At 48.2% G+C, this 23,523-nt stretch carries 30 protein-coding genes; 8 read left to right on the top strand and 22 right to left on the bottom strand.

Annotation, left to right across the window (positions count from 1 at the left end; all coding sequences use genetic code 11):
* The first annotated feature begins 18 nt into the window (after positions 1 to 18).
* From JCM10914_RS12990 to JCM10914_RS12980, 3 genes are read left to right on the top strand one after another with little or no spacing between them, the layout of a single operon-like run.
* Positions 19 to 240, top strand: coding sequence for an AbrB/MazE/SpoVT family DNA-binding domain-containing protein (locus JCM10914_RS12990; RefSeq protein WP_023961560.1), 222 nt, complete (start codon positions 19 to 21; stop codon positions 238 to 240).
* Complete coding sequence (locus tag JCM10914_RS12985; RefSeq protein WP_023961558.1) at positions 237 to 965, top strand: ABC transporter ATP-binding protein; 729 nt, start codon at positions 237 to 239, stop codon at positions 963 to 965. Before JCM10914_RS12990 ends, JCM10914_RS12985 begins: the two co-directional genes overlap by 4 nt.
* Positions 966 to 1,697: an ABC transporter permease gene (locus JCM10914_RS12980; protein WP_023961556.1), complete on the top strand. Its 732-nt coding sequence runs from the start codon at positions 966 to 968 to the stop codon at positions 1,695 to 1,697.
* Positions 1,698 to 1,782: 85 nt separating this feature from the next.
* On the opposite strand, the gene JCM10914_RS12975 is transcribed toward JCM10914_RS12980, so the two are convergent.
* The 11 genes from JCM10914_RS12975 to JCM10914_RS12925 all read right to left on the bottom strand — a co-directional run bounded on the left by JCM10914_RS12975 (position 1,783) and on the right by JCM10914_RS12925 (position 10,815).
* Positions 1,783 to 2,256 (bottom strand): DinB family protein, encoded by a 474-nt coding sequence (locus JCM10914_RS12975; protein ID WP_023961554.1) that lies wholly within the window; start codon positions 2,254 to 2,256, stop codon positions 1,783 to 1,785.
* Between the two features lie 34 nt (positions 2,257 to 2,290).
* Positions 2,291 to 2,968, bottom strand: a complete 678-nt coding sequence (locus JCM10914_RS12970; RefSeq protein ID WP_023961552.1) for a class I SAM-dependent methyltransferase — start codon at positions 2,966 to 2,968, stop codon at positions 2,291 to 2,293.
* Positions 2,969 to 3,060: 92 nt separating this feature from the next.
* Positions 3,061 to 3,495, bottom strand: coding sequence for a GNAT family N-acetyltransferase (locus JCM10914_RS12965; protein WP_023961550.1), 435 nt, complete (start codon positions 3,493 to 3,495; stop codon positions 3,061 to 3,063).
* Positions 3,496 to 3,519: 24 nt separating this feature from the next.
* Positions 3,520 to 4,650 carry a DNA polymerase III subunit beta gene (gene dnaN, locus JCM10914_RS12960; RefSeq protein ID WP_231638643.1) on the bottom strand — a complete coding sequence of 377 codons (1,131 nt, stop codon included), beginning with the start codon at positions 4,648 to 4,650 and terminating at the stop codon, positions 3,520 to 3,522.
* Positions 4,651 to 4,661: 11 nt separating this feature from the next.
* Positions 4,662 to 4,910, bottom strand: a complete 249-nt coding sequence (locus JCM10914_RS12955; protein ID WP_023961546.1) for a ribbon-helix-helix protein, CopG family — start codon at positions 4,908 to 4,910, stop codon at positions 4,662 to 4,664.
* A 394-nt stretch (positions 4,911 to 5,304) separates the two neighbouring features.
* Positions 5,305 to 5,751: a GNAT family N-acetyltransferase gene (locus JCM10914_RS12950; RefSeq protein WP_023961545.1), complete on the bottom strand. Its 447-nt coding sequence runs from the start codon at positions 5,749 to 5,751 to the stop codon at positions 5,305 to 5,307.
* Positions 5,752 to 6,270: 519 nt separating this feature from the next.
* Positions 6,271 to 6,462, bottom strand: a complete 192-nt coding sequence (locus JCM10914_RS28870; protein WP_023961544.1) for a hypothetical protein — start codon at positions 6,460 to 6,462, stop codon at positions 6,271 to 6,273.
* Positions 6,463 to 6,490: 28 nt separating this feature from the next.
* The gene (locus JCM10914_RS12940) at positions 6,491 to 7,180 is read right to left on the bottom strand and encodes a hypothetical protein (protein ID WP_036718051.1); all 690 of its coding nucleotides are present in this window, start codon (positions 7,178 to 7,180) and stop codon (positions 6,491 to 6,493) included.
* 24 nt (positions 7,181 to 7,204) lie between these two features.
* Positions 7,205 to 8,407, bottom strand: coding sequence for a hypothetical protein (locus JCM10914_RS12935; protein WP_023961542.1), 1,203 nt, complete (start codon positions 8,405 to 8,407; stop codon positions 7,205 to 7,207).
* A 210-nt stretch (positions 8,408 to 8,617) separates the two neighbouring features.
* Positions 8,618 to 10,120 (bottom strand): cell wall metabolism sensor histidine kinase WalK, encoded by a 1,503-nt coding sequence (locus JCM10914_RS12930; RefSeq protein WP_023961541.1) that lies wholly within the window; start codon positions 10,118 to 10,120, stop codon positions 8,618 to 8,620.
* The gene (locus tag JCM10914_RS12925; protein ID WP_023961540.1) at positions 10,117 to 10,815 is read right to left on the bottom strand and encodes a response regulator transcription factor; all 699 of its coding nucleotides are present in this window, start codon (positions 10,813 to 10,815) and stop codon (positions 10,117 to 10,119) included. The genes JCM10914_RS12930 and JCM10914_RS12925 overlap by 4 nt, the downstream gene beginning before the upstream one ends.
* A 176-nt stretch (positions 10,816 to 10,991) precedes the next feature.
* On the opposite strand from JCM10914_RS12925, the gene JCM10914_RS12920 reads away from it, so the two are divergent.
* The 5 genes from JCM10914_RS12920 to JCM10914_RS12900 are packed head-to-tail and all read left to right on the top strand — an operon-like array spanning position 10,992 to position 15,115.
* Positions 10,992 to 11,936, top strand: coding sequence for an ABC transporter ATP-binding protein (locus tag JCM10914_RS12920; RefSeq protein ID WP_023961539.1), 945 nt, complete (start codon positions 10,992 to 10,994; stop codon positions 11,934 to 11,936).
* 1 nt (position 11,937) lies between these two features.
* Positions 11,938 to 12,672, top strand: a complete 735-nt coding sequence (locus tag JCM10914_RS12915; RefSeq protein WP_023961538.1) for an ABC transporter permease — start codon at positions 11,938 to 11,940, stop codon at positions 12,670 to 12,672.
* Positions 12,669 to 13,358, top strand: a complete 690-nt coding sequence (locus tag JCM10914_RS12910; RefSeq protein ID WP_023961537.1) for an ABC transporter permease — start codon at positions 12,669 to 12,671, stop codon at positions 13,356 to 13,358. Before JCM10914_RS12915 ends, JCM10914_RS12910 begins: the two co-directional genes overlap by 4 nt.
* Positions 13,359 to 13,409: 51 nt before the next feature.
* Positions 13,410 to 14,513 (top strand): sensor histidine kinase, encoded by a 1,104-nt coding sequence (locus tag JCM10914_RS12905; RefSeq protein ID WP_036718047.1) that lies wholly within the window; start codon positions 13,410 to 13,412, stop codon positions 14,511 to 14,513.
* Positions 14,510 to 15,115 (top strand): response regulator transcription factor, encoded by a 606-nt coding sequence (locus JCM10914_RS12900; protein WP_023961535.1) that lies wholly within the window; start codon positions 14,510 to 14,512, stop codon positions 15,113 to 15,115. The genes JCM10914_RS12905 and JCM10914_RS12900 overlap by 4 nt, the downstream gene beginning before the upstream one ends.
* A gap of 29 nt (positions 15,116 to 15,144) precedes the next feature.
* On the opposite strand, the gene JCM10914_RS12895 is transcribed toward JCM10914_RS12900, so the two are convergent.
* From JCM10914_RS12895 to JCM10914_RS12845, 11 genes are all read right to left on the bottom strand, one after another.
* Positions 15,145 to 16,053: an alpha/beta fold hydrolase gene (locus JCM10914_RS12895; protein WP_023961534.1), complete on the bottom strand. Its 909-nt coding sequence runs from the start codon at positions 16,051 to 16,053 to the stop codon at positions 15,145 to 15,147.
* Entirely contained in the window at positions 16,050 to 16,937 is an 888-nt protein-coding gene (locus tag JCM10914_RS12890) for a methyltransferase domain-containing protein (RefSeq protein WP_023961533.1), read from the bottom strand. The genes JCM10914_RS12895 and JCM10914_RS12890 overlap by 4 nt, the downstream gene beginning before the upstream one ends.
* A 26-nt stretch (positions 16,938 to 16,963) precedes the next feature.
* Positions 16,964 to 17,413 (bottom strand): GNAT family N-acetyltransferase, encoded by a 450-nt coding sequence (locus tag JCM10914_RS12885; protein WP_023961531.1) that lies wholly within the window; start codon positions 17,411 to 17,413, stop codon positions 16,964 to 16,966.
* Positions 17,414 to 17,466: 53 nt separating this feature from the next.
* Entirely contained in the window at positions 17,467 to 18,207 is a 741-nt protein-coding gene (locus JCM10914_RS12880) for an SDR family NAD(P)-dependent oxidoreductase (RefSeq protein WP_023961529.1), read from the bottom strand.
* A gap of 81 nt (positions 18,208 to 18,288) precedes the next feature.
* A complete protein-coding gene (locus JCM10914_RS12875) occupies positions 18,289 to 18,720 on the bottom strand; it encodes a GNAT family N-acetyltransferase (RefSeq protein ID WP_023961527.1) in 432 nt (143 codons plus the stop codon).
* Between the two features lie 22 nt (positions 18,721 to 18,742).
* Positions 18,743 to 19,084, bottom strand: coding sequence for a hypothetical protein (locus tag JCM10914_RS12870; RefSeq protein WP_023961525.1), 342 nt, complete (start codon positions 19,082 to 19,084; stop codon positions 18,743 to 18,745).
* Between the two features lie 123 nt (positions 19,085 to 19,207).
* Entirely contained in the window at positions 19,208 to 20,020 is an 813-nt protein-coding gene (locus tag JCM10914_RS12865; protein ID WP_023961523.1) for a bifunctional 2-polyprenyl-6-hydroxyphenol methylase/3-demethylubiquinol 3-O-methyltransferase UbiG, read from the bottom strand.
* A 120-nt stretch (positions 20,021 to 20,140) separates the two neighbouring features.
* The gene (locus JCM10914_RS12860; protein WP_023961521.1) at positions 20,141 to 21,040 is read right to left on the bottom strand and encodes a phosphotransferase; all 900 of its coding nucleotides are present in this window, start codon (positions 21,038 to 21,040) and stop codon (positions 20,141 to 20,143) included.
* Positions 21,041 to 21,086: 46 nt separating this feature from the next.
* On the bottom strand, positions 21,087 to 21,599 hold the full coding sequence (locus JCM10914_RS12855) for an RDD family protein (protein WP_023961519.1): 513 nt from the start codon (positions 21,597 to 21,599) through the stop codon (positions 21,087 to 21,089).
* A gap of 78 nt (positions 21,600 to 21,677) precedes the next feature.
* Positions 21,678 to 22,598, bottom strand: a complete 921-nt coding sequence (locus JCM10914_RS12850; RefSeq protein ID WP_023961517.1) for a hypothetical protein — start codon at positions 22,596 to 22,598, stop codon at positions 21,678 to 21,680.
* Between the two features lie 149 nt (positions 22,599 to 22,747).
* Entirely contained in the window at positions 22,748 to 23,512 is a 765-nt protein-coding gene (locus tag JCM10914_RS12845) for a nucleotidyltransferase domain-containing protein (protein ID WP_023961515.1), read from the bottom strand.
* Positions 23,513 to 23,523 lie beyond the last annotated feature (11 nt).

Genomic DNA, 23,523 nt, shown 5'->3' with positions numbered 1-23,523 from the left:
TATTTATGGAGGCTCATGATGAAACATCCTAAAGGCAAATATGCGTGGACAGCGAAAATTGGCGAAAAAGGACAGATTGTTATTCCGAAGGAAGCAAGAGAGCTGTTTGGGTTCAAACCAGGTGATACCTTGCTCCTGCTGGGTGATGAAGCTCAAGGCATAGCCATTGTGAAGAATGATATGTTCACGGAGCTGGCAAACAAAGTATTTGGCCCCCCGGGCAAGGAGGAGACCGAATGAGTGCAGTTACCATCAAGAAACTAACGAAGAGATTTAAGAAGAGAACCGCCGTTGACGGAATCGATCTGAAGATCCGGGAAGGCGAATTCTTTGCTCTGCTTGGTACCAACGGCGCCGGCAAAACAACAACGATCAAAATGCTTTCCTGCCTGCTGGAGCCCACGAGCGGAGACGCTGAGCTGATGGGTAACAGCATTATGAAGCATTCGCATGCCGTCAAACCAATCATCAATGTATCGCCGCAAGAGACCGCCATCGCTTCGAAATTATCGGTACTCGAGAATTTAGAACTGATCGCTAGAATCTATGGTTCTTCTGCCTTGGAAGCGACTAGGAAGGCTCATGAAATGCTTCAAACTTTTCGATTGACCGAACGGGCCAAAGACAGAGCGGCCTCTCTATCCGGCGGTATGCAGCGTCGATTGAGCATTGCGATGGCATTGATAACGAAGCCGCAAATCCTCTTCCTCGATGAGCCAACGCTGGGGCTTGACGTGCACGCCAGACGCGATCTGTGGAATACGATTCGGGAATTGAAGGGGAAAATTACGATTATATTGACCACGCACTATCTTGAAGAAGCCGAATCCTTGGCAGATCGAATCGGTATTATGCACCGAGGAAAGATGGAGATGGTGGGAACCGCTGCGGAAATAACGAACGCAACCGGCACGAATAATTTGGAAGAGGCATTTCTCTCTATCGAAGATAAGGAGGTCGTGTAAATGGGAGCGATCGCATTTGGAGTACGCAATCGGAAGGAAATCTTGAGAGACCCCTTAAGCATGGTGTTTGGACTTGGATTTCCCGTCGTTCTGATTCTCTTGCTAACGTTTATGAAACAAAGCATTCCGGGAATGTCGGAGATATTCGCCATCGAGAACTTCGCGCCAGGTATGGCCGTCTTCGGGTTATCTTTTATCGCATTATTTACAGGGATGCTGATCGCAGGCGACCGGAGCAGCTCCTACTTAATGAGACTGTTCGCCTCGCCTCTGAAAGGGTCCGATTATATTATCGGGTATACCTATCCATTATTGCCGCTCGCCATCCTGCAGACGTTGGTCTGCTTCGCCACGGCCATCCTGGTGGGACTGACGGCGAGTATAAATATTCTGTTTGCCATTCTTGCGCTTATTCCTGTTGCTGTGCTCTTCATCAGCATCGGATTACTAATGGGAAGCATGTTAAACCGCAATCAGATGAACGGTGCAGGCGCGATTCTCACCAACGGCTCATTATGGCTAAGCGGAATACTATTCCCACTGGATATGATCAGCGGAGCATTTAAGGTTGTATGCTACTCTCTTCCGTTTGCTCACGCCGTTGACTTAACGAAAGCGGCGCTATCCGGCCATTACGCGGCGATTCTGCCGCATCTAGGTTGGGTCATCGGGTATGCAACCGTCATCTTGGTTATCGCGGTTATTTTGTTTAAGGGCAAAATAAAGGGCTGATTGAACATCTGATCATGCGGAGCAGTAACGGACATGAACATCGCTGCTCCGCGGATGATCCTTGATTGTAATGAAATGACGTCTATCAAATTGAGGTGGACTTATACTTCTCTTGCAGGTTTTGCTTCGCAATGTAGAAGATTTGCCCCATATGTTCAGAGTAGTGGGTGGCGCATTGATGCAGAATCTCGAGGTTGGATTTGTCATTGCCGCGGACACTCTGCGTCTCTTCGAACGCTTCCGTGGACATGGAGTGAATTGTATCAATAACGAACTGCAGCCGATCAATCACGATCCGCATCAAATCATCACGGCTTACAAAGATTTGCGTCAATTCTTCTTCCCGGTTCCGCTGAATGTCGTGGCGAAGAATCCCTTTGGCTACCCGTTCCTTGATATTGCCTTCGATATGTCGAACCAGCGTTGAAATACTGAAGCTCGATTCATGCGGCTGCCAGTTCACCTGCTCATCATTCAATTGCTCCAGCACGTTGAGTGTGCGACGACGAATCTCCTCGAACTTGTGAATGAGCCATTGTCGATTAAAATCCAATTCCATACTTAGTCCCCCCTGTATTCTTAGTATCTGCCGCTCAAGGCTTCCTTGCCGACCAAATAAACTTCTGCTCCCTTACAGCCAGCCTGCCGTCAATTTGATTCTCTTTGACCTTGGCTTCAAGTTCTTGCTTCCGTTCCGATACCGTATAATCCGGATTCCCCGGGATATCTGACAAAAATATCGCGAATTGTTCCGGATCCGGAAACAGCCACATCGACTCGTTGTACTCTTCGATAACGATATGCATCAAGTGCTGCTCCGCTAATCGACGCTTCACGGCTGTAACATCCGTATGTATACCCATGATGATCCCGCCTGAGGTCAATATTCGCGGATGATCAATAATGGAGGTTGGTCCTCTGCGGTCATAGATCAAGTCAAACTGACCATCATGGAATGGCAATTCGGATTTAGTTGTTGCGTAGACGAACTCCACATTCTCTGCCTGGCTCGATTGAAGCAAGGATTGTGCAATTCCGATCATCTCCCTGGAATTATCGAAGCCGATGATTCGCTCAGCATGCCCGGCCATGTTCAATGTAAATTCGCCATGCCCACAGCCTGCATCCAGCACGGATCGAGATCGTTTCAGTTTCTCTACCAATCGCTCCTCGAATATCTCTTCTGCCGATCTTCCAACAACCGTGAATTGCGCCCTTCCCTTGTATCCGCCGTTCCTGCGCGCGATCATGTCATACCATTCAATTCCCATAGAAGCCCTCCGCATCATAAGTAAGTCATATGATATTCCAGAGATATTCTAACAGTATTTTCCTGATATTAGTATAAAATTTGCGGATATTTCTAGATATATTTTATAAACCCGCGCTTCGCTCCGGCAAAACCAAGGTTTTCATAGAACCGATGGGCTTCGATTCGTTCGTTGCTCGATGCAAGAATCAAGTAATTACACTCATGTGTCCGCCCAAAATCCTCTAGAGCCTGCATGAGCTTTTTTCCAATTCCTACTCCTTGATGAAACGGGGAGACCACAACGTTCTCGATCAGCAGAAAAGGCCTTCCATTCCCCACCAAATCGATGCAGGCGATCCCCATCGCGGTGCCGATTAACTCCTGATCACGATATGCGCCAGCTACATAATATTCCTGTCTTGACCTGAGCAGCTCCAGTTGTTCTCTCATCGTCGTTACATCGGAATCTTTGCCTATAAACTCTGTGAATAATGCGGATAGCGCTTCCGCATCATCGGTGGTTACCTTTCGAATCTCGATTGTCATCTTCATATCTCCAGACGGATTAATTTAATTGGTTAATACAGGGTTCAACAAGAATAACCATGACGCGTTCTCATCGGTGGGAAGCAGTATAATGGGACGTCTCTTGTCGGCAAATCTGATGCGAATACAATCGCTCTCCATGCTGCGCAGCGTGCTTATGAGATATTTCCCGTTAACGGTGATGCGAAAATCTTCTCCGCTCCTGGACTCCCAAGCCAATCCATCGCACATATCTCCGATCTCGGACGTATCCGCCGATAAGACCAATCTAGGTTCTGAAGCTTGCAGTGTAATTAAACGCTGCTCGGCTAGCACGGATACACGATCCACCGTCTGTCTGAGTATGCTCAGATTCACCGTAACTTCAGAAATATACCCGCTAGGAACGAGATCTCGGGTAGGGGGATATTTCCCTTCGATTAAGGCCGATTGCATGCAGAGACGATTCGTCGAGAAGTAAATCTGATGAGGATAGAACTGAATGGTTACCGGTTCATCACCATCCTCGCCAAGTAATCTGGATATCTCCAATAGATTCGTACCGGGCACGATCACACTCGCAGACACGCCTGCTTCGTTCTTAATAGCAACGGTGCGAGTCGCCATCCGAACGATGCCGTCCGTGGCAATCATCGTAAGTCGCTCTCCCTGGATAACAAGCGACACTCCCGTTAGAATCGGTCTGCTCTCGGATGTAGAGACCGCAACGACAACCTGTTGAATGACTGAGATTAATAAACGGCTTGGCACTTGGACGGTAGGATACAACGCGACTGATACTGGCGGAACGATGGATGGGAACTCCTCCGCTTGGGACATTCCACTCAACCGAACGAACGTACCCCCAGCAGAAATATGTAACATGGATTGTGACTTAGCCTCCAGAATCACGTCGTCATCGTTCATTTTTCGAACCAATTCATAGAGATATTTGGCATGGCAGACTATGCTTCCCGATCTAACCACATGCACTGAACCATCCTGTATATCGACCTTATATTGAAGCGTAAGGCTTGTATTACTTCCCCTGAACACGATGCCCTCACTGTCGGCGTGGATGTATAGGCCGGATAATAAGGAATTCGGACTGTGACTGGGAACCGCTCGATACACCTGCTGCAGCGCCTTAACCAGAACGGACTTGGATATATGCACCAGCAACCGACTCACCCGTCCTTTTCATTATAGTAATGCGATTCAATGATCGTCCTGAACAAAGCAGATCGCGAAATCTCGCCCTTCTCGCACTCCCGGTCAATCTCCTCCCAAATCTCCGCTGTCAATGTTAAAGAAACTTTCTTTGTCACCCCTATTCCTTTTCGACCAGCTCCTTCACGGTGACCACCACGCGTGAACATGAAACCGAGTTGTCCTTCTTTATTAGAGAGTCCGATCTTAATATTCTCATCGTCCATTCGTCATCAACACCTCAATATTGATTTAAGTAACCAATATCAAATTTGTTTATATTAATTCTAGCATGATAATATCGCACTTACAATCTAACAGAGACATATATACTAAAAAAAGAAACAGCTCTCTCATCAAGTGCTGTTTCTATTCTTTGCTTTATATGATTATCATCATTTTCCTTCTTCCCGGTGTTAATTCCTCAACACCGCTGCGACACCGCTACGCAAATCCTCAAAAACCGGCCTCTGCACCGAACTGATCTCCTCTAATGCAATCTCATGAAGTGCCTTGAATTCCAGTTGTAACGATTCTTTGTTTGCGTCTTGGACAATCAGTATTCTGCCTTCGTCCTCTGTTTTTCCTTCCAGATCGAAATCCCCTCTCTGTCTTGTGAAATTATTGGATACGATACTGCGCTACTACTTCTCCCTCTGACCAAGAGGTGATCCCGATTTCCTCGAAACCGGCTTTGGCATAGATCTGTCTGCCAAGCTCATTGCCGGGCTCGTAGCTCAGCATCATCATATCTGTTCGGTCCGGTTTGTTGCGTATCGCTTCCATAACGAGTTGCAGCGCTTGTTTGCCATACCCTTTGCCTTGGTAATCGGCATCGATCATGAACCGATACATCCAGTAATGGCCATCATCCGAATCTTTGCCATACATCGTGAAGCCAACCATCGTTGTATCATCATAAATCGCCATGGCTTCAAAGTTATCCAGAAATTGAACCTGGGCAATGGAGTACAGATTAGGAGCTATGAAGCTTTGTTGTTCGGTCTTAGCTTTCAATCGTATACTTTGAGTCCAATTGTCTTTATCGATAGGTTGTAAAGTTATCATGGGTATATCGTCTCCATTTCGGTTATCAGTAGGCTTATACGTTCATATTCGAGTCTATGATTTTGAATGTACTACTAGCTTACTATGCAGACAACTTAAACATAAGGAGCTAAACGGATAAACTCAAATTATTCTCCGATATAAAGATCTAAATACTGCAAATACCGTCCATAATACCTCGAATTACAAATACTGGATATTGCAATTGTCGAATTCCTCCTACTATTGGCCTGCACATTTTTCTTCTTCATTACATCTAATATAGTGAATCTATTACTTGTAAAGAGGTGATCTTTATGGCCCAAGTAAATGCAGTGCCTTCACCTGACTTAGTATTAATCTACTGGTCTCGTAACCCCCTGGTTTCAGGCTCAGCACGAAGAATCGTATCCGCAAGGGTAATTGGAAGCTCTGAGCCGTGCAGACGAAACCTGCGAGAAGGTCGTTTGCTCAGCACGGCCTTAGCCTGCTTGCTTGATCATGATGTGGGTTTCGAAATTGTATTCAGTAAAAGAACAACTAGCATAAGCGGATACTTGTTGTTACAGCGCCATCCGTAACGATGATGATCAAGAGTAGCAAAATTTGCTGTTCCTTCTTATCGACTTCAGCCGACCATATATGTCGAATTACCCAGGAAATAATTGCCCACAAAACTTCCAATAATGCAAAAAGCTTGCAGGATTGATTTGATCCTGCAAGCTTTTTCATACCTAACTCATATCTCCATATTCTCTATTTATTTTAATTGAGCAACGCTGACGGCAACTTGCTCCAACTGCGTCTTTGTCAGACTATGGTCCGGTGAACTGATGGTCACGAACCGATCGTCGAGTTTGAAGGTCAGCATATCCGTACCATCAGGTGTATACCACTTGGCTTTGACACCATTCGTTAGGGTTACCGGCTGACTATCGTAGCTGTAGGAATAATCGCGTGGGGACACGTTAACGGTCATGTGTTTAAAAATCAGGTTCACTCCGTCACTGGACGCGGCCGCCTTCTCATAAGAATCACCCTTCACCATCTGATTGACGACATAAGGCGTTTTGAATCCATCAAATTGAGCATAAGCAGCCTTGATTTGCTTCAGCTGTGCTTCACTATACTTCACGGATACACGCTCAGATACCTCGCCCTGGCCAGGAGGCGTGCCGATGATGACCTGATTGTACTTGGGATCGTAACGCAGCGGCACATCTAATACGTCAGCCAGGGCACGCACCGGCAAATAGGTCGAATTCTTATACGTAATCGGCGTTACGTCTTTGCCCTTGTCATAGATCGAGCCATCAACCGAAATACTAATGCCATGGTTCAGATATGCCGAGATTTTCTCCAGATTTGCGCCGGCGTAGACTCCAGCTGCTCCGGTTAAGGTCATGCCAAGTACGGAGAGGGCTACCATCGATTTTTTCCATTGTTTCATATCCTTCATTCCCTTCATTTTATATCATGACTGAAATTCAATAACCTGTGTTACCATCAGTGCTTTCTCATCATCAATCGTTATACCAAGTTTCTTGCCAGATGGACTCCAGCTTAAAGGATAAGTAGGATGGGCAGCAGGATGAACCGTTGAATAGTACGGCGCCATCCAGCTTACCTTGCCGGATGCCGTATCAAAGACATAGACCCCGTTCATACCACTCTCTTTCTCGGTGTAGACATCAAACCCTAATTTGGAGGAATCCGGTGCCCAGGAAAGATACGAGATCAGATCTCCCTTACCGACCAGCGACCCCTGAAGACTGCCGGCAGCGTCATAAATCAATAGCTCGCTCCCTTGTTCTCCACCCGATTTGGTCGCCGTGGATACGGCGATATATTCACTGTTCGGGGAAATTTCGAAGCTCCAGACGTTGTCGATCAGGTGTACCGGCTTCGATAGCCCGGGTTCTACAACCTTCAACACATGATGTTTATCCGTGTAGTAGATCCGTCCCTTGCTTGCCCCGAACTGGGTGTAATACTCCACGTCTTCATCGTCGATGTCCAGAGTCGTATAGGTTCCGTCCACGTGAATCAAGCGGATGTCCCCTTTACCGTTCATTGAACCAGCCGCAAGAACATACGTGTTCGAATCTAACCAACCGCCAATCTGCATGTAGTTATCCCCTGTTACCGGGATCAACTCACCAGTATTTAGGTTCTGGATGGCATTATCCGCCGTGTACTTATCTCTCCATGTCTGAATGAAGCTGTGTTGTCCATCTGGTGACAGCGTTTCTTGCACAAGATGCTCAGGCCGCTGACTCTCTTCATTCGTTAGCTGACGACGTTTACCCGTACTTAGTACCACGACCTCCGAGGTATACCGAAATTCTGGTTCCTCGGTGTCCGTTGCTTCTTTCAGCATGTCAATCGTCGTAACCCGGACTTCATTCTCCGAGAGCCACTCCTCAATGTTCGAAGAAACGATACCCCGTGCCTGATTAACCACTAATTCCCTTGGCGCCTTCCCAGATGGCTGATCCACCACCGTGAGCTTACGCTCACCCGTTTCACCCCCCGCATTCGATGCAGGCTGCTGCTCCGTCCCACCCTCAGATTCTACCACCGTCAATCTCTCCTGTGATTGGCACGCGGTTACAACTATAGCGAGCAGCACCAAAGCCCCTACCCGCAGTCCTTGCTGCAAGATCCTCCGTCTCATGAACAGGTCCTCCTTACCCTTCATCCCCCAAGGAGTTCATGACAGCAGCCTTCCCCTCGCTGCCAGCTCACCTTTCCCTGTTGAACTCAGTATATAAAACACATATCTCGATCATTTATCGGGCTTGTAACGAACTTGTAAACAATGTGCATCGCATTGTAAACAAAAAACTCAGACTTCTCCTCAAAGTCTGAGCTGCTAGCGGTGATTTTAATCATGCGCGATATTCGGATCGCGAACCGGCAAGGTAATGACGAAGAGCGAACCGTTCGGTCCGGTCTGCTTAAGCTCAACGGAGCCGTTCTGCTTGATCGCCAGACTGCGCACAAGCGACAACCCCAGTCCAGTACCACCATGAAGACGTGAACGATCACCGCTCACCGTGTAAAAAGGTTCAAAAACCCGCTCTCGCGCTTCTTCCGGAATGCCAATCCCCGTATCTTGTAACTTGATCGTCATGGAATCCGGTTGCCCCGGGGAGGTTCTGACCTCATTCGTCATCATGACGGAGCCGCCCGGCTTATTGTATTTAATCCCGTTATCAAGCAGATTCACAACCATATGCATTAAATTCTCCGGGTCTGCCCATACGGTTCCTTCGGTTAAATTCGCTTGTATGGTGATATCGCGCTGATCCGCCTTCCCCTGCAAACGCATTACGGCTTCTTGCAGCAGCGGCTTCAAATCTACAGCTTCAGCTTTCGTCTCGAATTCATAAATATCCATCGCGGATAACTGCAGTGCCTTCTCCACAAGCCCGTACAAGCGCTGCGCCTCACGGCCAATCTGGAGTCTCGCCTCCTCCAGCAACTTGGGATCGTCCTGGTACATCTCGAGCAAATCCGCATAAGCGAGGATAGAGGTCAACGGTGTCTTCAATTCATGACTAATGTTCCCGATAAACTGCTTCTGCTGCTGTTCGAGCTCTTGCAGACGAGCGATCGCCTCTAGCAGCTTCGACTTCTCTTCCGTCAATTGGCTGACGGAGGACGAGATTCTTCCGCTCATCTCGAATATGCCAAGGGCCAGCTCGCCCAGCTCATCGCTGCGCTTCACGGTCGGTTCAGTCAGATATATTCCTTCGCCGATGCGCTGTGCGGCTCGGTTCAGCCGACTAATGACGTGCACTTGACGCCACACATACAGGAAGCCGATTAGAAAACCGACAACCAGCACCGTAATCCCCGTTACGATGAATAAGCTCTGGATGCGATCATAGAAGGCATGCTGTTCTGCAAGGGAAGCATGGAATTGAATCGTACCAATCGATTGTTCCGTGTTGCGGAGCGGAGCAAGATACAACAGCTGATCCCCTTCGGTTATATAGGCCGAGCGGCCGACTGCTGTCTGTGCCAGTGCATCGCTCACGTCCATTTTGGGCTGAAATGGAAGAGAAGTGCCCACAAATACGCCTTCCTGATTATAGAGAGTAACCGGCAACCCGCTCTGCGAACCAAGTTCAACGGCTAATCGCTGGCCCGCTTCTGTGAGGAATTCATCCCTTTCCAGCTTGCTGTCGAGCAGGAACTCCTGACGAACCCGCAGATTAGCTGCCTCCGCTTCTTGGGCGAATGATTGCTCTAACCGAGTCCGCTGGTCCTCTCTAATACCTGCAAGAACAAGTACGCTAAGCACCACCAACACGGAAGTGAGCAGCAGGGCAAGCAGAAGCGCAACTTTCCACTTCAGGCTTATGCGAGGCCGTCTCCTCATGTTGATATCTCCTTGCTCTTATATCCAATCCCGTACACCGTCTGGATCATATCTTGCAATGGGCCGAGTTTCTTGCGTAATCGCTGTACATGAATATCCACTGTCCTCGTTCCTCCGGCAAAATCCATATCCCACACCTGCTCAAGCAAAGCCTCCCGCGAGAAGACCCGCTCCGGATTCCTCGCCAGCAGTGCTAACAAGTCAAATTCCTTAGGTGTTAAATCCAGTTGTTTGCCATCTGCGTGGACCGTGTGACTGATCAAGTTTATGATAAGCCCGGATAGATATATGTTCTTCTCCTCTGCAGTTGTAGACACAGCCGAAGAGCTATTCGAACTGCTTCTTCGGAATAGTGCCTTAACTCTCGCCATCAGCTCGCGCATATCAAACGGCTTTGTCATGTAGTCGTCCGCACCCAGTTCCAGTCCGAGCACCTTGTCCACAATATCGTCCTTGACCGTAAGCAAGAGGATAGCCGGTCGCGCTTGATTCTCCAGCTTCCTGCATACCTCATAGCCGCTTAACTTAGGCATCATCACATCGAGAACCATCACATCCGGATCGAAGGCAGCCACTCGCTCCAATGCTTCCTGACCATCTCCCGCCAACTCAACCTCATAGCCCTCTCTGCGGAGGGCATAGGCTACGGCATTCGCGATACTTCGTTCATCGTCTACTACAAGCACCCTCGTCATTGTCATAGCCCCTTTATTTTACCGATTACAATCAATGCCAGTTCAATGATGTTATCGTATTCAGCGCGCTTTTTCAACAAACACTCCGCCTTAGATCGTTACAATTGTAACTATTCCTTTCTATCTAGGGTTGCCATAATATCATTAAACGCTTGAAACATAGGAGGATATGATTCATGGCTATTGCAAGGATGAATAACATCATCAAACGTTATGAGAAACAGCGGGTCCTGGACCATGTCGATCTGGAGATCAGAGAAGGCGAGATTCTGGGCTTGCTCGGCCCGAACGGTGCAGGCAAAACGACGCTCATTCACGCCTTATCCGGGTTAATCAACATCGATTCAGGCCACATCGAATTATTCGGCAAACCGCAAGAAGGAACGATGTTAGACACGAAACGCAAGATTGGCTTGGTTACGCAGGACATCACGATATTTGAAGATCTAACCGCACGCGAAAACCTTGCATTTTTCGGCGGGATTTATGGACTGAAGGGTACTGATCTGAAGTTGAAAATACAGGAGACGCTCGAGTTTGTCGGTCTCGCCGACCAAGCCCATCGACGTCCCGGCAAGTTCTCGGGGGGCATGAAACGCAGACTGAACATCGCCTGCTCCATCATTCATCGACCCAAGCTATTGATTATGGATGAGCCTACGGTCGGAATCGATCCGCAGTCGAGGAACCATATCCTGGAATCCGTTCGCGAATTGCAGCGACAAGGGACCACCATCCTCTACACCACCCACTACATGGAAGAAATTCAATCGCTCGCATCCCGGGTCGTGATTCTGGATCAAGGCCATGTCATCGCTCAGGGAACCCTGGATGAGCTCGTTACGAATATTCAACATGAAGAGAAGATTAAGCTGGAAGTTGTGGAATTAACGGATGTATTGGTTGCGAATATTCAGGCATTGCCTGGCGTGAAGCAGGTGATATTGAAAGGTTCATTACTCGAAATTATCTCCCAAGCGAGATCCGGAAATTTGGATCGTATTCTCTCCTTGGCTAAGCAAGCCGGTGGCGTCATTTCCATTCAAGCTGAGAAGCCGACACTGGAGGATGTGTTTCTTACACTGACCGGCAAGCAATTACGCGATAAGGAGGACTCCTGATATGCTTCTATTCAGAATGACATACTTCGCATTATTACGATTAATAAGAGAACCTGTCGGTCAGCTTATGCTCGTTGTTCTCCCCCTCGTTATCATTAGTGTCATCGGCTATGTCATTGGCGCTTACCAAGGGATGGAGGGAGTTCCTCCACTGGACCGGACGGCCGTGCTCACGATCATCGGCGTTCAATTCTTTGGAGGTACTTACTTGATGAGTTACCTCAACGATGATCTGCTCCAGACGCGAAAATGGAGAATCTACTCTCTTCCGATCCACGTTACGACATATTCAAGTTCATTAATTCTTAGCTGTTCCTTGTTCAGCACATTGCAAGGACTCGTCTTAGTATTATTCACAACCTGGGTGTTCGGCGTTGAATGGGGACCCCTCGCGTGGGTACTGCTCGTTCTGTTCATCTTCTCCCTGTTCTCACAATTCGTTCACGTTGCGCTAACCTTATCCACCAGCAATTTCAAATTGGCGGAACGCTTGTCCGAAGTCATCGGGTTAGGTTTTATGGTTCTGACCGGATTAATATTCCCGATGCCAAACACAAGCTTCTTTGACTTTATGTCATCCTACGGAAATCCAGTGTCTCTCGGTGAGATGGCCATCTTCGGGATGCTCGATCACCATTCCAAACAAGAAGCCTTTATTAGTATGGGTATCTTGTTAGCAGCAGCCCTGTGTTTCATGCTCATTAGCGCATGGCTCGGAAGGAGAAGGCTCGTATGACGATATTCGCCTATACGATCTTACGCAGTATTCGCAGCATACCCACGCTGATCCTTCTATTCGGAATTCCTATCGTAATCATCTTCCTGCCCATGGGAGAGACGTTTGCACTCCCCATCGGTCTTCACTATTACGGGATTCTTCTTCTATTCTCCGCTTCCAAGCTGGTCCATATCCTCATGGAAGATCGGAAGAAGAAGATCATGACCCGGATCGGAGTCGCACCGATTACCCATCTGCAGTACCTGACTCAGAACCTATTGGCTTTTGCACTACTGCTCATCGCTCAGAGTGCGATCATTACGGTCGGCGGCTGGCTCTATCACGGAGATGGGGTCTTAGGGAATGCCGCAGCACTGTTTATGATATACGGCATGTTCTCCATCACGGCTATAAGCTTCTCATTGGCTTGGTGCTCCCTGTTCCGTCATCCAGAGTCCTCGACTGCCATCATGTTGGGGATCGTCCTCGTCATGGCTTTGCTAGGCGGGACTTTATTTCCGATCGAAGTCATGCCCAACTTGTTACAGAGAATAGCGATGTTCTTTCCGACGTATTGGCTGCATGAGGGGATGAGCATGGCAGCGGAGAATAACCCATTGGGGGATCATCTCATTCCGCTAGGCATGCTGCTGCTCTTTACCTTGGCATTCTTGCTGATCGGAAGCAGAAGAAAGCTTGCCTAACTCTTATGGTATGATGGGAGTGTAACCACTGCTACTTCACAGGAGGGTGCAATGAAACAAGACACTCATTCATGGTCTCCCAGGACAGCCGCCATCATCTGGCGAATACTTGCTATATGCTTTATGATCACGCTGTGGTTATTTGGAGATGGAACACGTGAAGGAATTACGCTCATCTTCCTGTTGGGGATCATGGCGCTGGCCAGATGGCGCTTCGACTTGCCCGCCTGGACCACGTTAATCGATCAGGCCGCATGCCTATTATTCATTCCGCTATGGCCTGAAGCCTGGTTGGGGTTGGCTCTACCGCTGTTCGAAATAGCGCTGGCCGGTCAATTATGGCTGATACTGCCAACCATTGCTGCTTGTATAGGTTATGCCAAACTCGATGTCACGCTTTATTTCATATACTTTCAATCCTTAGTATTAGGAAAGATCACATCATCTTGGCAAACCGGAATCCACCATTACCGAGAGGAAGCCGACCAAGAGCGGCGCGATCGGTACGAGTTGGAGATGTTAAAAGGTGAGCTGCTGGCGGCCAATGTTCAAATTGCTCAGCTGGCAGAACTAAAGGAACGAAGTCGCATTTCGCAGAAGCTGCATGACGATGTCGGTCATGAGTTAACAGCTGCCCTGCTTGCATTTCAAGCCTTCGAGCAATTATGGAAAGAACAAGACGATGGGGCAACCGAGATGTTCGAGCAGGCACTGCAGCGCCTGCGTAATAGCTCACAGGAGCTGCGGGAAACCGTGCACAACATGAAACCAGTCCACGTCTCGGAGATTAGCGGTATCGAAGACATCTGCCTTAATTTCAACGCCATACCGGTACAGCTTCATATCTATGGCGATACATCCGAAGTTGCCGTATACTTGTGGATGATTCTGCGATCCTGTCTTAAGGAAGCCCTGACCAATGCCGTGCGCCACTCGCAGGCAAGCCGGGTCGAAGTATCGCTGGATGTGAGCGATTCCATCGTCAGGCTGAGCGTGGAGAATGACGGCGTTATCACGTCCTCAGATGAGTCGGGAATCGGCTTGCGGAATCTACGACAGCGAGCACACTCTGTAGGCGGTACCATCTCGACCAACACCAATCACGGCTTTCAATTGGTCTGCGTATTGCCGATCCGGAAGGAGGGAATAAGATGAAAATCATCGTCGTGGACGACGATCCATTAGTTTGTCAGAGCCTTCGACTGCTTCTCTCCCGAGAATCGGATATGGAGGTAATCGCTATCGCCTCCGACGGTGAAGAAGCGATTCAGCGGTGTGCCGAAGAGTTGCCGGATATCATGCTGATGGATATTCGCATGCCTGGAATGGATGGCATTCAGGCGACGAGACAGATTAAACAGCGCTGGCCGCAGGTGACGATCATGATGCTCACTACGTTTCAAGATGAGCAGAACATCCGCTTAGCCCTGCTCGCAGGGGCGGCAGGTTATATGTTGAAGTCCACGCAAGTGACCAGCATGGCCCAGCAATTGCGGACATTGGCCTCCGGTACTTCGGTTGTGGATGTCAATGTGCTCAAGACGCTAACAACACCCGAGCAAGACGATTTGTCCGGGCTCACGCCGCGAGAGACCGATATTCTGGAACTCGTGGCGCTCGGCTGCTCGAACAAAGAGATCGCCGAGCAACTGTTCATCAGCGAAGGGACGGTACGCAACACGTTGTCCATCATTCTTGACAAGCTTGAACTAAGGGACCGCACACAGTTGGCTATTCACTATTGGCGGAGATCTTAGTTAATAAGTATCAAGGGTTGTACGTAACCTTAGGCGTTGTGTTGTCGGATCACGAATTTCACGACTTCCTCTGTATATTTGACTGGCTCCTCTAATCTCGGAAAATGCCCGCTTCGTTCAAATAGAACAACACTTCCGCTCGGAACCGCCTCGAGATAAGCTTGCCTCTGCTCCTCGTTGCATACCGGATCATGCCGACCTGTAAGCAATATAGAAGGTTGTGACAATGCAGGAAGTTCAGGTATCAAGTTCTCAAAGAACATCCCTTCCTCTTCCAGCTTTAAGACATGCTGTTGATTCTTCTCCCACATCGCTGAATCAGGGACAATCCGATCAACGAGTGTATGATAGCTCTCCGGCTGAATGCCGCGAAAGTAGATTTCGTCCTTTCTCATACCCAGAGCACTGCCGATTTCCCCCCAGGCATGCCATAATTCCTGTGCCGTGTATTGACCTTCAAGATAATCCAGGCAGCGCCCGGCCTTTTCCCGATTACGCTGGCTATCATAATAAGTCGCCGCCGCTCTGATCAAAGTGCGCATCGAGCTTCGAACATCGAAGCACGGGCCTTCGAAGATCACCCCTGTGACGGATTCCGGGTATCGCAAGGCATAACGAAACGCAACCATTGCACCGAAGGAATGCCCTAGTACGTACCACTGCTCTATGCCCAGCTGAATTCGGATCGCCTCACAGTCCTCGATAATATCGTGCAGGCCGAAGGGTTCGTTCGCCTTGAGCGGATCTGACCGTAGAACCCCACGCTGATCGAGTGCAATTACCCTCATATGGAAGGCAAGCGCCCCTGCCTGATAATAACCAAAATCAACGGAGCTAGCTCCTGGCCCCCCGTGCAGGTACAGCAGAACCGTTTCCGCCGCCGGATTGTGATCTTCGACATACAGTCTTGTACCGCGCAATGTCATCATGGTATTCATAAACTTCGCTCCCCGACCGTACCGTAAGAAATCTTCATGTTCGGTGCATAGGTTAACCACGAATCTTCGTTAACAACCTGGCTCAATTGAAGCTCAGCGGCGTATTGCGCCTGTGCTTCCTCCTCGCTTAGTCCCCTCTCGATGAGGCGGTCAATCATGTTGTTCTCATCCGGAGGCTCAAGGCCAATCCCGTCATCCCTAAGCGCGTCGAACAGCCTTTTCTTAGCGGAAGCCTCCATATTCTGATCCAGAAAATTCACCTTATCACTCACTCGGCATGCCACATCACGCAAGCCGAGCTGACTCATGAGAAGGGGAAGCTTCATGCCGATATTACCGTCTCTACCATTACGATTGGCGTCCAGTTCATACAACTTCTGCAGAACGCCGAGATTAACCCCATCCGAGTGCGGGAAGGATCCAAATTCCTGATTGGCCGCACCGGCAATCCAATGAGGTTCGAAGCAGATAACCCGGCCGCCATCCACGACGCTATCGATCATGCGCTGCAGAATGTCTATCGGTTGCTCCATATGCAATAAAAAAGCATGACAAATCGCGATGTCATACTGCCGTTCAGGCTTCATATGTTCAATATCACCCTGAATAAATATGGTGGAATATGACGTGTTGCCGAATAGCTCAGCTGCCTCACGCAAAAGTTCCCGGCCTTTATCGATCCCCGTGTAGCTTGAGCCTTCCGGCAAAAGCGGAAGCAGCTTGGCCCCTAAATATCCATACCCGCAGCCGTAATCAACCACCCTTACAGGGGCCTCTATTTTCCACACCCGCTGAACCAGAAATTCCAGGTAATCGTCATTGTAATATAACCATCTCGTATTTCTCAGATATTCGATCTTGGAGTCCCAATAATATTCCGACATCCGAAGCAATGCCCCTTCCCTAGCGATTACAATCTCATATCATATCCTGTCTTCACGCCTCGTTTGAACCCGAGCCCTTCATAGAACTGATGCACACCTTCATCCTGTCTGCTGGTCAGCAGCATGATTTTATAGCAGTTCAACTGCTCGGCTAGTTCAACAGCCTTATTCATGACCAATCGGCCAAGCCCTTGTCGTCGGTAGTCCACATGTGTCACAACATTCTCAATCAGTGCATAGGGTCTGGCGCCCCGAGTCAGATTCTTCAGAATATTCAACACACATGAAGCAACTAATCGATCGTCCTGCTCCACCACGATGATGTGGAGGTACGGATCTTTCATCATCTCGCTCCATAGACCATCTAACTGGTCATTGAACTCAAGCTCCGGGTCTTCGGCGATAAGATGCCTGTATAACTGTAGCAGTTGCGGCAACTCCTGCGGTTGAATGGAACGGGCTGTGATCGTTGACATGGGATACCTCCTTGGTAAGTTAATAATCAGCTAAGTATGCAATAAACGGCGTGTCATCCCTGATTGTAATCCATCACTTCGCCGGACCTATATTCAGCCTTAATCATTCCCATTAGATGTGATCCGATCTCCTCGGTAGATAATAAGTATCCTGTATCATGTGCCTGTTGAAAAGCAGCTGCCATCTCAAACTCCTGCACATCCTGCGCTCTAGCCGTTCGCTGCATGTCGGTTTCCACCATTCCGGGACTTACCGCGATCATTTCTACCGGATATGGCGCGGCGGATTGCTCCAAACCTACGCATTGAGTGAACATATTCAGTCCAGCTTTGGACGAACAATATGAACTCATTCCCGGAGCCGGGTGGCTGCCTGAGCCGGACGAGATGTTAATTATCTTTTTTCGTAATGAAAAGCGAGAAGTGTATCGAATAAAACTTGAACTTAGTATCATTGGCGCGATCAGGCCGATCTGTACGTTCAACTCGATCTGTTGGCTGTCGCAACTCTCAATCCGCTTCAACGGCTCCACCATGCCAGCATTATTAATCAGGCACACCATCTTAGACTGCGACAAATCCATCGGTGTAAGAATTGACTCCATTAACGTCTCCAGGCCCGACGTATGTCCAAGATCATATGTAAAGTGATGATACCGTTCATGATGAGCGAGTAAGTTCGATTCGTTTCTGGCAATCCCGTGCACGTAATGCCCCTCATCAAGTAGAAGCTGTGCCAGTTGCTCACCGATACCTTTGGATGTACCTGTAATGATAAAATGATCAGGGCTCATGGAACTACCACCTTTTCAAGGTATTTGATAAGTCGTGTTCAGTCAGCAACCACTCAACAGCACTGCGGGTTCTAGCTCTTATTAAAACTCCAGCACATGTGTGGCATGTTCCTGGCTATCTAACCTCGTAAATCCTAACCGTGCATAAAATAAATCCGCTTGCGCACTGCCTGTGTTTAGCACCAGTCGCCTATAATGTCTGCTGGACTCATCGATGACGGCCTCCAACAAAGCTCTGCCGATGCCTTGTCTTCGATACGCATTTAGCACATACATCCGTCTAACTCTACCGCTGCACTCATCCGAATAAGGGTCACGATTCAAACCGCAGACTCCTGTAAGCATTCCATCAATACGATATTCGAACAACGCTTCATCCGGATGTTCAAACCGGTTCTGGCCCGTGCTGTAATCATCGATCAAACGCCTAATATGCCGATGACCCTCGGATAAACTCTCTGCCAACAGCTCAGCATAATCCTCCGGTTTTAAACGATTCACTTTGTGTATCATTGCGTCACCTGCCCTGTCCCATTTAATACTGGAAAAACATGTTTAATAAACCTACGCTTCTGATTTCGAGACTCATATCATTCTGAGCATACCTATCTTTCACACGCATGAATATGCCAGCGCTTCGAATGGCGCGCGACTTCCAATCTATGATCTGTCCATTTCGTGAAAATTCTTGCCCCATCTCCGTATACACTCGTTCGATGCCGTGATTGGCGGATAACCACTGATAGTAATCCTCCTCGGTTGGACAGGTAGCAGCTAGAATCACAAGCAATAGAATGCACACGGTAATGACTTTTGAAATCGTTATCTTCATTACTCTTCGTTCCATCTTCCAATCTGCATTGTTCCTGATTCTCACCCCTGCGAGCTCCCTCTCTTTATTATTCGAATCAGCTCTAACCGCTTTTCTTCACCGCGAGCCAGACGAAGGATGTTCGGCCAGTGCGCAATCAAGGCCAAGATCAGATACAGATTTATAATGTTACTTTCGTTTGCCTATGTATAATAAATGGGAGGAAACCCCGAGGATGCTCGGATTCTCCGCTTCACGATAAATGATATTCATGATCTCCTGGAATTCTTCCTCACCGCGGGTACGCCAGTAACCCAATTGTTCTTCTTGAAGCGCCCCCGCTATGCTGGACGAGCCGATCAATTTCACGGTTTCGAAACCGTGTGATTCCATAAAGGGACAAACATCGTTGATGTCAAAATAAAAAGCCCCCGTGAATCTCCCCTCATCCGTATGGTTAAATCGGCCGGTTCGAACGAACTCTTGTATGTTGTGAACATTATCGTTGGGCTTCCATTGCTGTGGATGCGAGATGGAAGTAATGAGATGGCGAATCCGTGTCATAACCGCCACGAACACATAAGCTCCGGATTTCGTCACGCGATTCAATTCTTGGACAGCCGCACTTCGGTCTTCCTCCGCCTGCAAATGGTAGAGCGGACCCATCATCAAAGCCGCATCGAACCGTTCGTCCGGAAAAACACTCAAATCTCTTGCATCCACAGCATGAAAACCTTGAAATTGCCCAGCCAGATTTAGCTCTACTGCCTTCTGTTTAGCGATCTCTACCAGCCTCGGCGTCAAATCGGCAAGCGTTACGTCGTAACCACGCTGCGCCAGTGCCATCGAATACTTGCCGGGACCCGCCCCATTATCCAAGACGTGCCCCTTCTCTGGCAGCAGACGCATAATATGATGGGCATTCACAAGATATTCGATCGGCTCCCGGTCAAGCCTTCCCCATTCATCAAACTGATTATAGTAATCAATGATATGATTCACGTTATGTCTCCTTTTTCAAGCACAGATCTATATCAATTTCCTCGATCATCGGATGATCCAGCTGCTGCAGGAACTCGATAACTTGCTGCTGTCCCGTCAACTTGGCCATGTTTATCCACCTCATCCGTTAAAATAACTCTGCTGCGCCATCCACTGCTCCAACTCCACCTGGCCCTGAACACCTAGCAGTCGATAGAAATATCGATATACCTCTCGGTATAGAGACAAATCCGGCATTTCAAGCAAGCTGGTGTAACCTGCGATAACGTGCCGCGAGGATTCCAAATCGAGCACATATTCCAGACTAATAAAATCGAATTCCCTTGGTGCGATCACATACGCTTCAGTATCCACGATAGCACGAATTTGTCCGTGGTGTTGCAGAAATTGAGACGGATCCAGATCAACTAATATCGGGCAAAAATGTTCCGGAATCGGGAGCGCCGCAACTTTAGCGACCATCTCATCCAGCCGGTCAGATATTGCATCGTTCGCCTGATAATCCTTATTCACAAGCAATCTCATTGTTCTAGCCAGATCCTGATGAAACCTCCCCTTAGCTTCGCATTTCGTCTCAGCCGCATTCCCATACCAGTCGTATTGGATGAGATGAACCTTGGCTAACCACACCCCAAATGAATAGAGCAATGACTCCGGCTGATGAATGAAATCCCGAAGAACCTCGCCCTGCATGCTTTCCACAATGATCGTTTCCCTACCATCAAGTTCACGGATATCGAATACGTGCGGCGCCGGGATATCCGGTATCGTGTTGAGAATCTGTGTGTTCCTGTGAAAATAAATCATAAACCGTGGATCGATGCCGAATAGTTCCCTACACCCAAGCCAAAACTCATGATCGGGCTCATGATGCCAGCGTGAGGCCCGGACGACCCGCTCATGAGTCACCGTTTTTACTAACCATACATCACTCGCGTGATCAGAATAACCCGGATCTAATTCGGTTATCTCCATAATCGGTTCGTCGAATAATAAATGAAGGTGCTTCGCTGTGGTCATGTGATCACCAACTGACTATAGAATCGTTACTTCAATTTCACTGACATTATACTTTCACTACGTGAGTTCTGGCTATGATATCATACAGCGATCTCTTCTTCTTGGTGAAGATTGGGGTTACGATATACGTAATCATTAGACCATAGATCATTCCGCCTATGATGTAATATCGAAGTGGCACCGCGCCATCCCCGATATCAACTAGTCGATACACTAGATAATGCGACAATTCCCAAGGCAGGAATTTCAGGATCGTTCTAAATGTTGCATGGAGGAAGGTGAGCGGAAGCCCTTTATCATCTACGACTTGAATTCCCACTTTCTTCTTGCCGAATGACTGTTTGCCAATCGAAGAATCACTGATAATGAAATAAAGAGAAACCGGTAAGGTGACTATCGAGAAACCAACAAGTTGAGCAATAACTAGAGAACCTGCAAACAACTCCTGTATCGATGGCACAATGATCATGCTGAATATCACGACCACACCCAAATAGGCAAGAATCCACATATAGTCGAGTGAAAAAGCTTTTACACGCAGCCATAATGTCGCACTCATCCCATCACCACTCGTTCCAGATGGTTACGATCAATACCCGCATCTGTATAATGCATCCGCATAAAGTATCCTCTCTGCTCAGCCCAGCGCTACGATCTCTTGATAAAGCGCTCTCAGGACGGACATCGCTTCTGCTTCATATTGCATAATCTCCTTAATGCGACTTACCGCCTCCGCACGTTCCGCTTCATTTAGCAGCTCACGAGGCTGCTCATACGGATAGGTCTGCACCAGCTTCTGATAGATTACAGCTATCTTGGCATATAGTTCATGGGCATGAACCAATAAAGTCTCTGAAATGCCGAGGTCCAGCGTTCTAACTTCCTCAAGGAAACGTACGGCGTGAGTTCTCGCATCGGCAAGTGGCTCCAGCGTGAGACTGAACTGATATTTTTCCAATTCATCGCCTTCCAGAGCCTTAATCCAGCCAGCGTATCCATGTTGTCCAGTCACATAGGTATCGTGATACCATTCAATGGACTCCTGAGCATGCGTATGAATGACATACTCCAGCGCATCTCTCAGCGCTAGCAGTGGATGGACCGCAGCCATACGCTCTGCCCAATGCAGCGAGATTAATCTCCAATGATCTGGATGACTTGAGCCAGGAATGTGACGACTTCTGCAATAATGGCAAGGACAATAGGAATATCCGAGCTGATCCCACGGAATCACGTGATCACTATTCTCATGACCGTTACTGGAGTGCCAGGAATGGGTGTAATAGCCCTGCAAGTCATAACCGTATACGATCGAGGTTTGATTCTGGATATCCAGATTTTTGGCGAATACCGGAACCCCTCGGTTCAAGGCTGCCTTGGCTTTATTCCACATCTCCATCTGAAGCTGCGCTAACTCCTGTCCCTCGGCATACCGATGCTCCCCCTGAATATCTAGTCCGATATTTCGGGCAAGATTAAAGATCTCGGAATCCGGCGGACCCGCGTTCGGCTTGGTATAATACTGGTCATGCACGAGCAAAAAAGCCATACCCGTCATACCGTAAATCCACGACGACGAAATCGGGATCGAATAGTAATGGAATACGGACTGCAGTGCGCCAATCTGGGAGGCCTCAAGCCGCTGAAGTGATAGTTGGATATCAACGTTTTAGGATAAATAAGATCCATAGAAAGGCTCCCTTCCGATTAGGAAAAAGACGACTTGATATCGCTCAGCACCTCGTGAAACCACCGATATGCCACATCCACGTGGGATTGGATATCTTCAACGGTTGATACTTGATGAAGTTCTTCCAATTGCTTAATGACGGAGGCTGGCAAATGTTTCGAAATACTTACGATATAATAATCATGATTTATCGGTTTATAACGAATTCTCAATATCTCGATTAACGGTGCCAGTATAAATTTGTGATAATAGCCCAATGCTTCGAGCAACTTGTTCCTGGTTATGTACTTCTCTACTCTCGCTCTCTGATTGATCGTATTCTCCAGATCGTACAGCCGCGTTCGTAATCGCTTATTCCATTCATCCCAATCCACTTTGCTGGTCTGTACCAAGTTGTGCTTATCGAACAGGATCATCGGCACTTCACTATCGTTCTCTTCCAAGAACTCAGCCATTTCACGGCCACTCTGAACGTTAACATCCAGCAGTAATGTGGCGGGTGTATCCCTTAGATGGAATACTTTGTATCTCCGATGCGGATCAGAACTCGACTCTTCATAAGACATATCCAGAGAGGCCAGCTCCGACAATAATTCTTCCACGTATTCTAACACTTCGTCCTCTGATCCGGACTGTACATGAATCACGATATCGATATCCGATAATTCGTCCGCATGGCCGGTTCCATCCGAACCTTCCAGCCATACAGCTTCAACCTGTGATTTCCCCTTCAAGCCTTCTACCAAATGCTCCACAATTCGTGATCTGGATGGTGTATGCATGATATGTTTCT

Origin of the sequence: Paenibacillus sp. JCM 10914 (genome assembly GCF_001315105.1) — a bacterium.
Classification (GTDB): domain Bacteria; phylum Bacillota; class Bacilli; order Paenibacillales; family Paenibacillaceae; genus Paenibacillus_AQ.
Note: the sequence above shows the minus strand (reverse complement) of the source record. Positions and strands in the feature narration are given on the sequence as shown.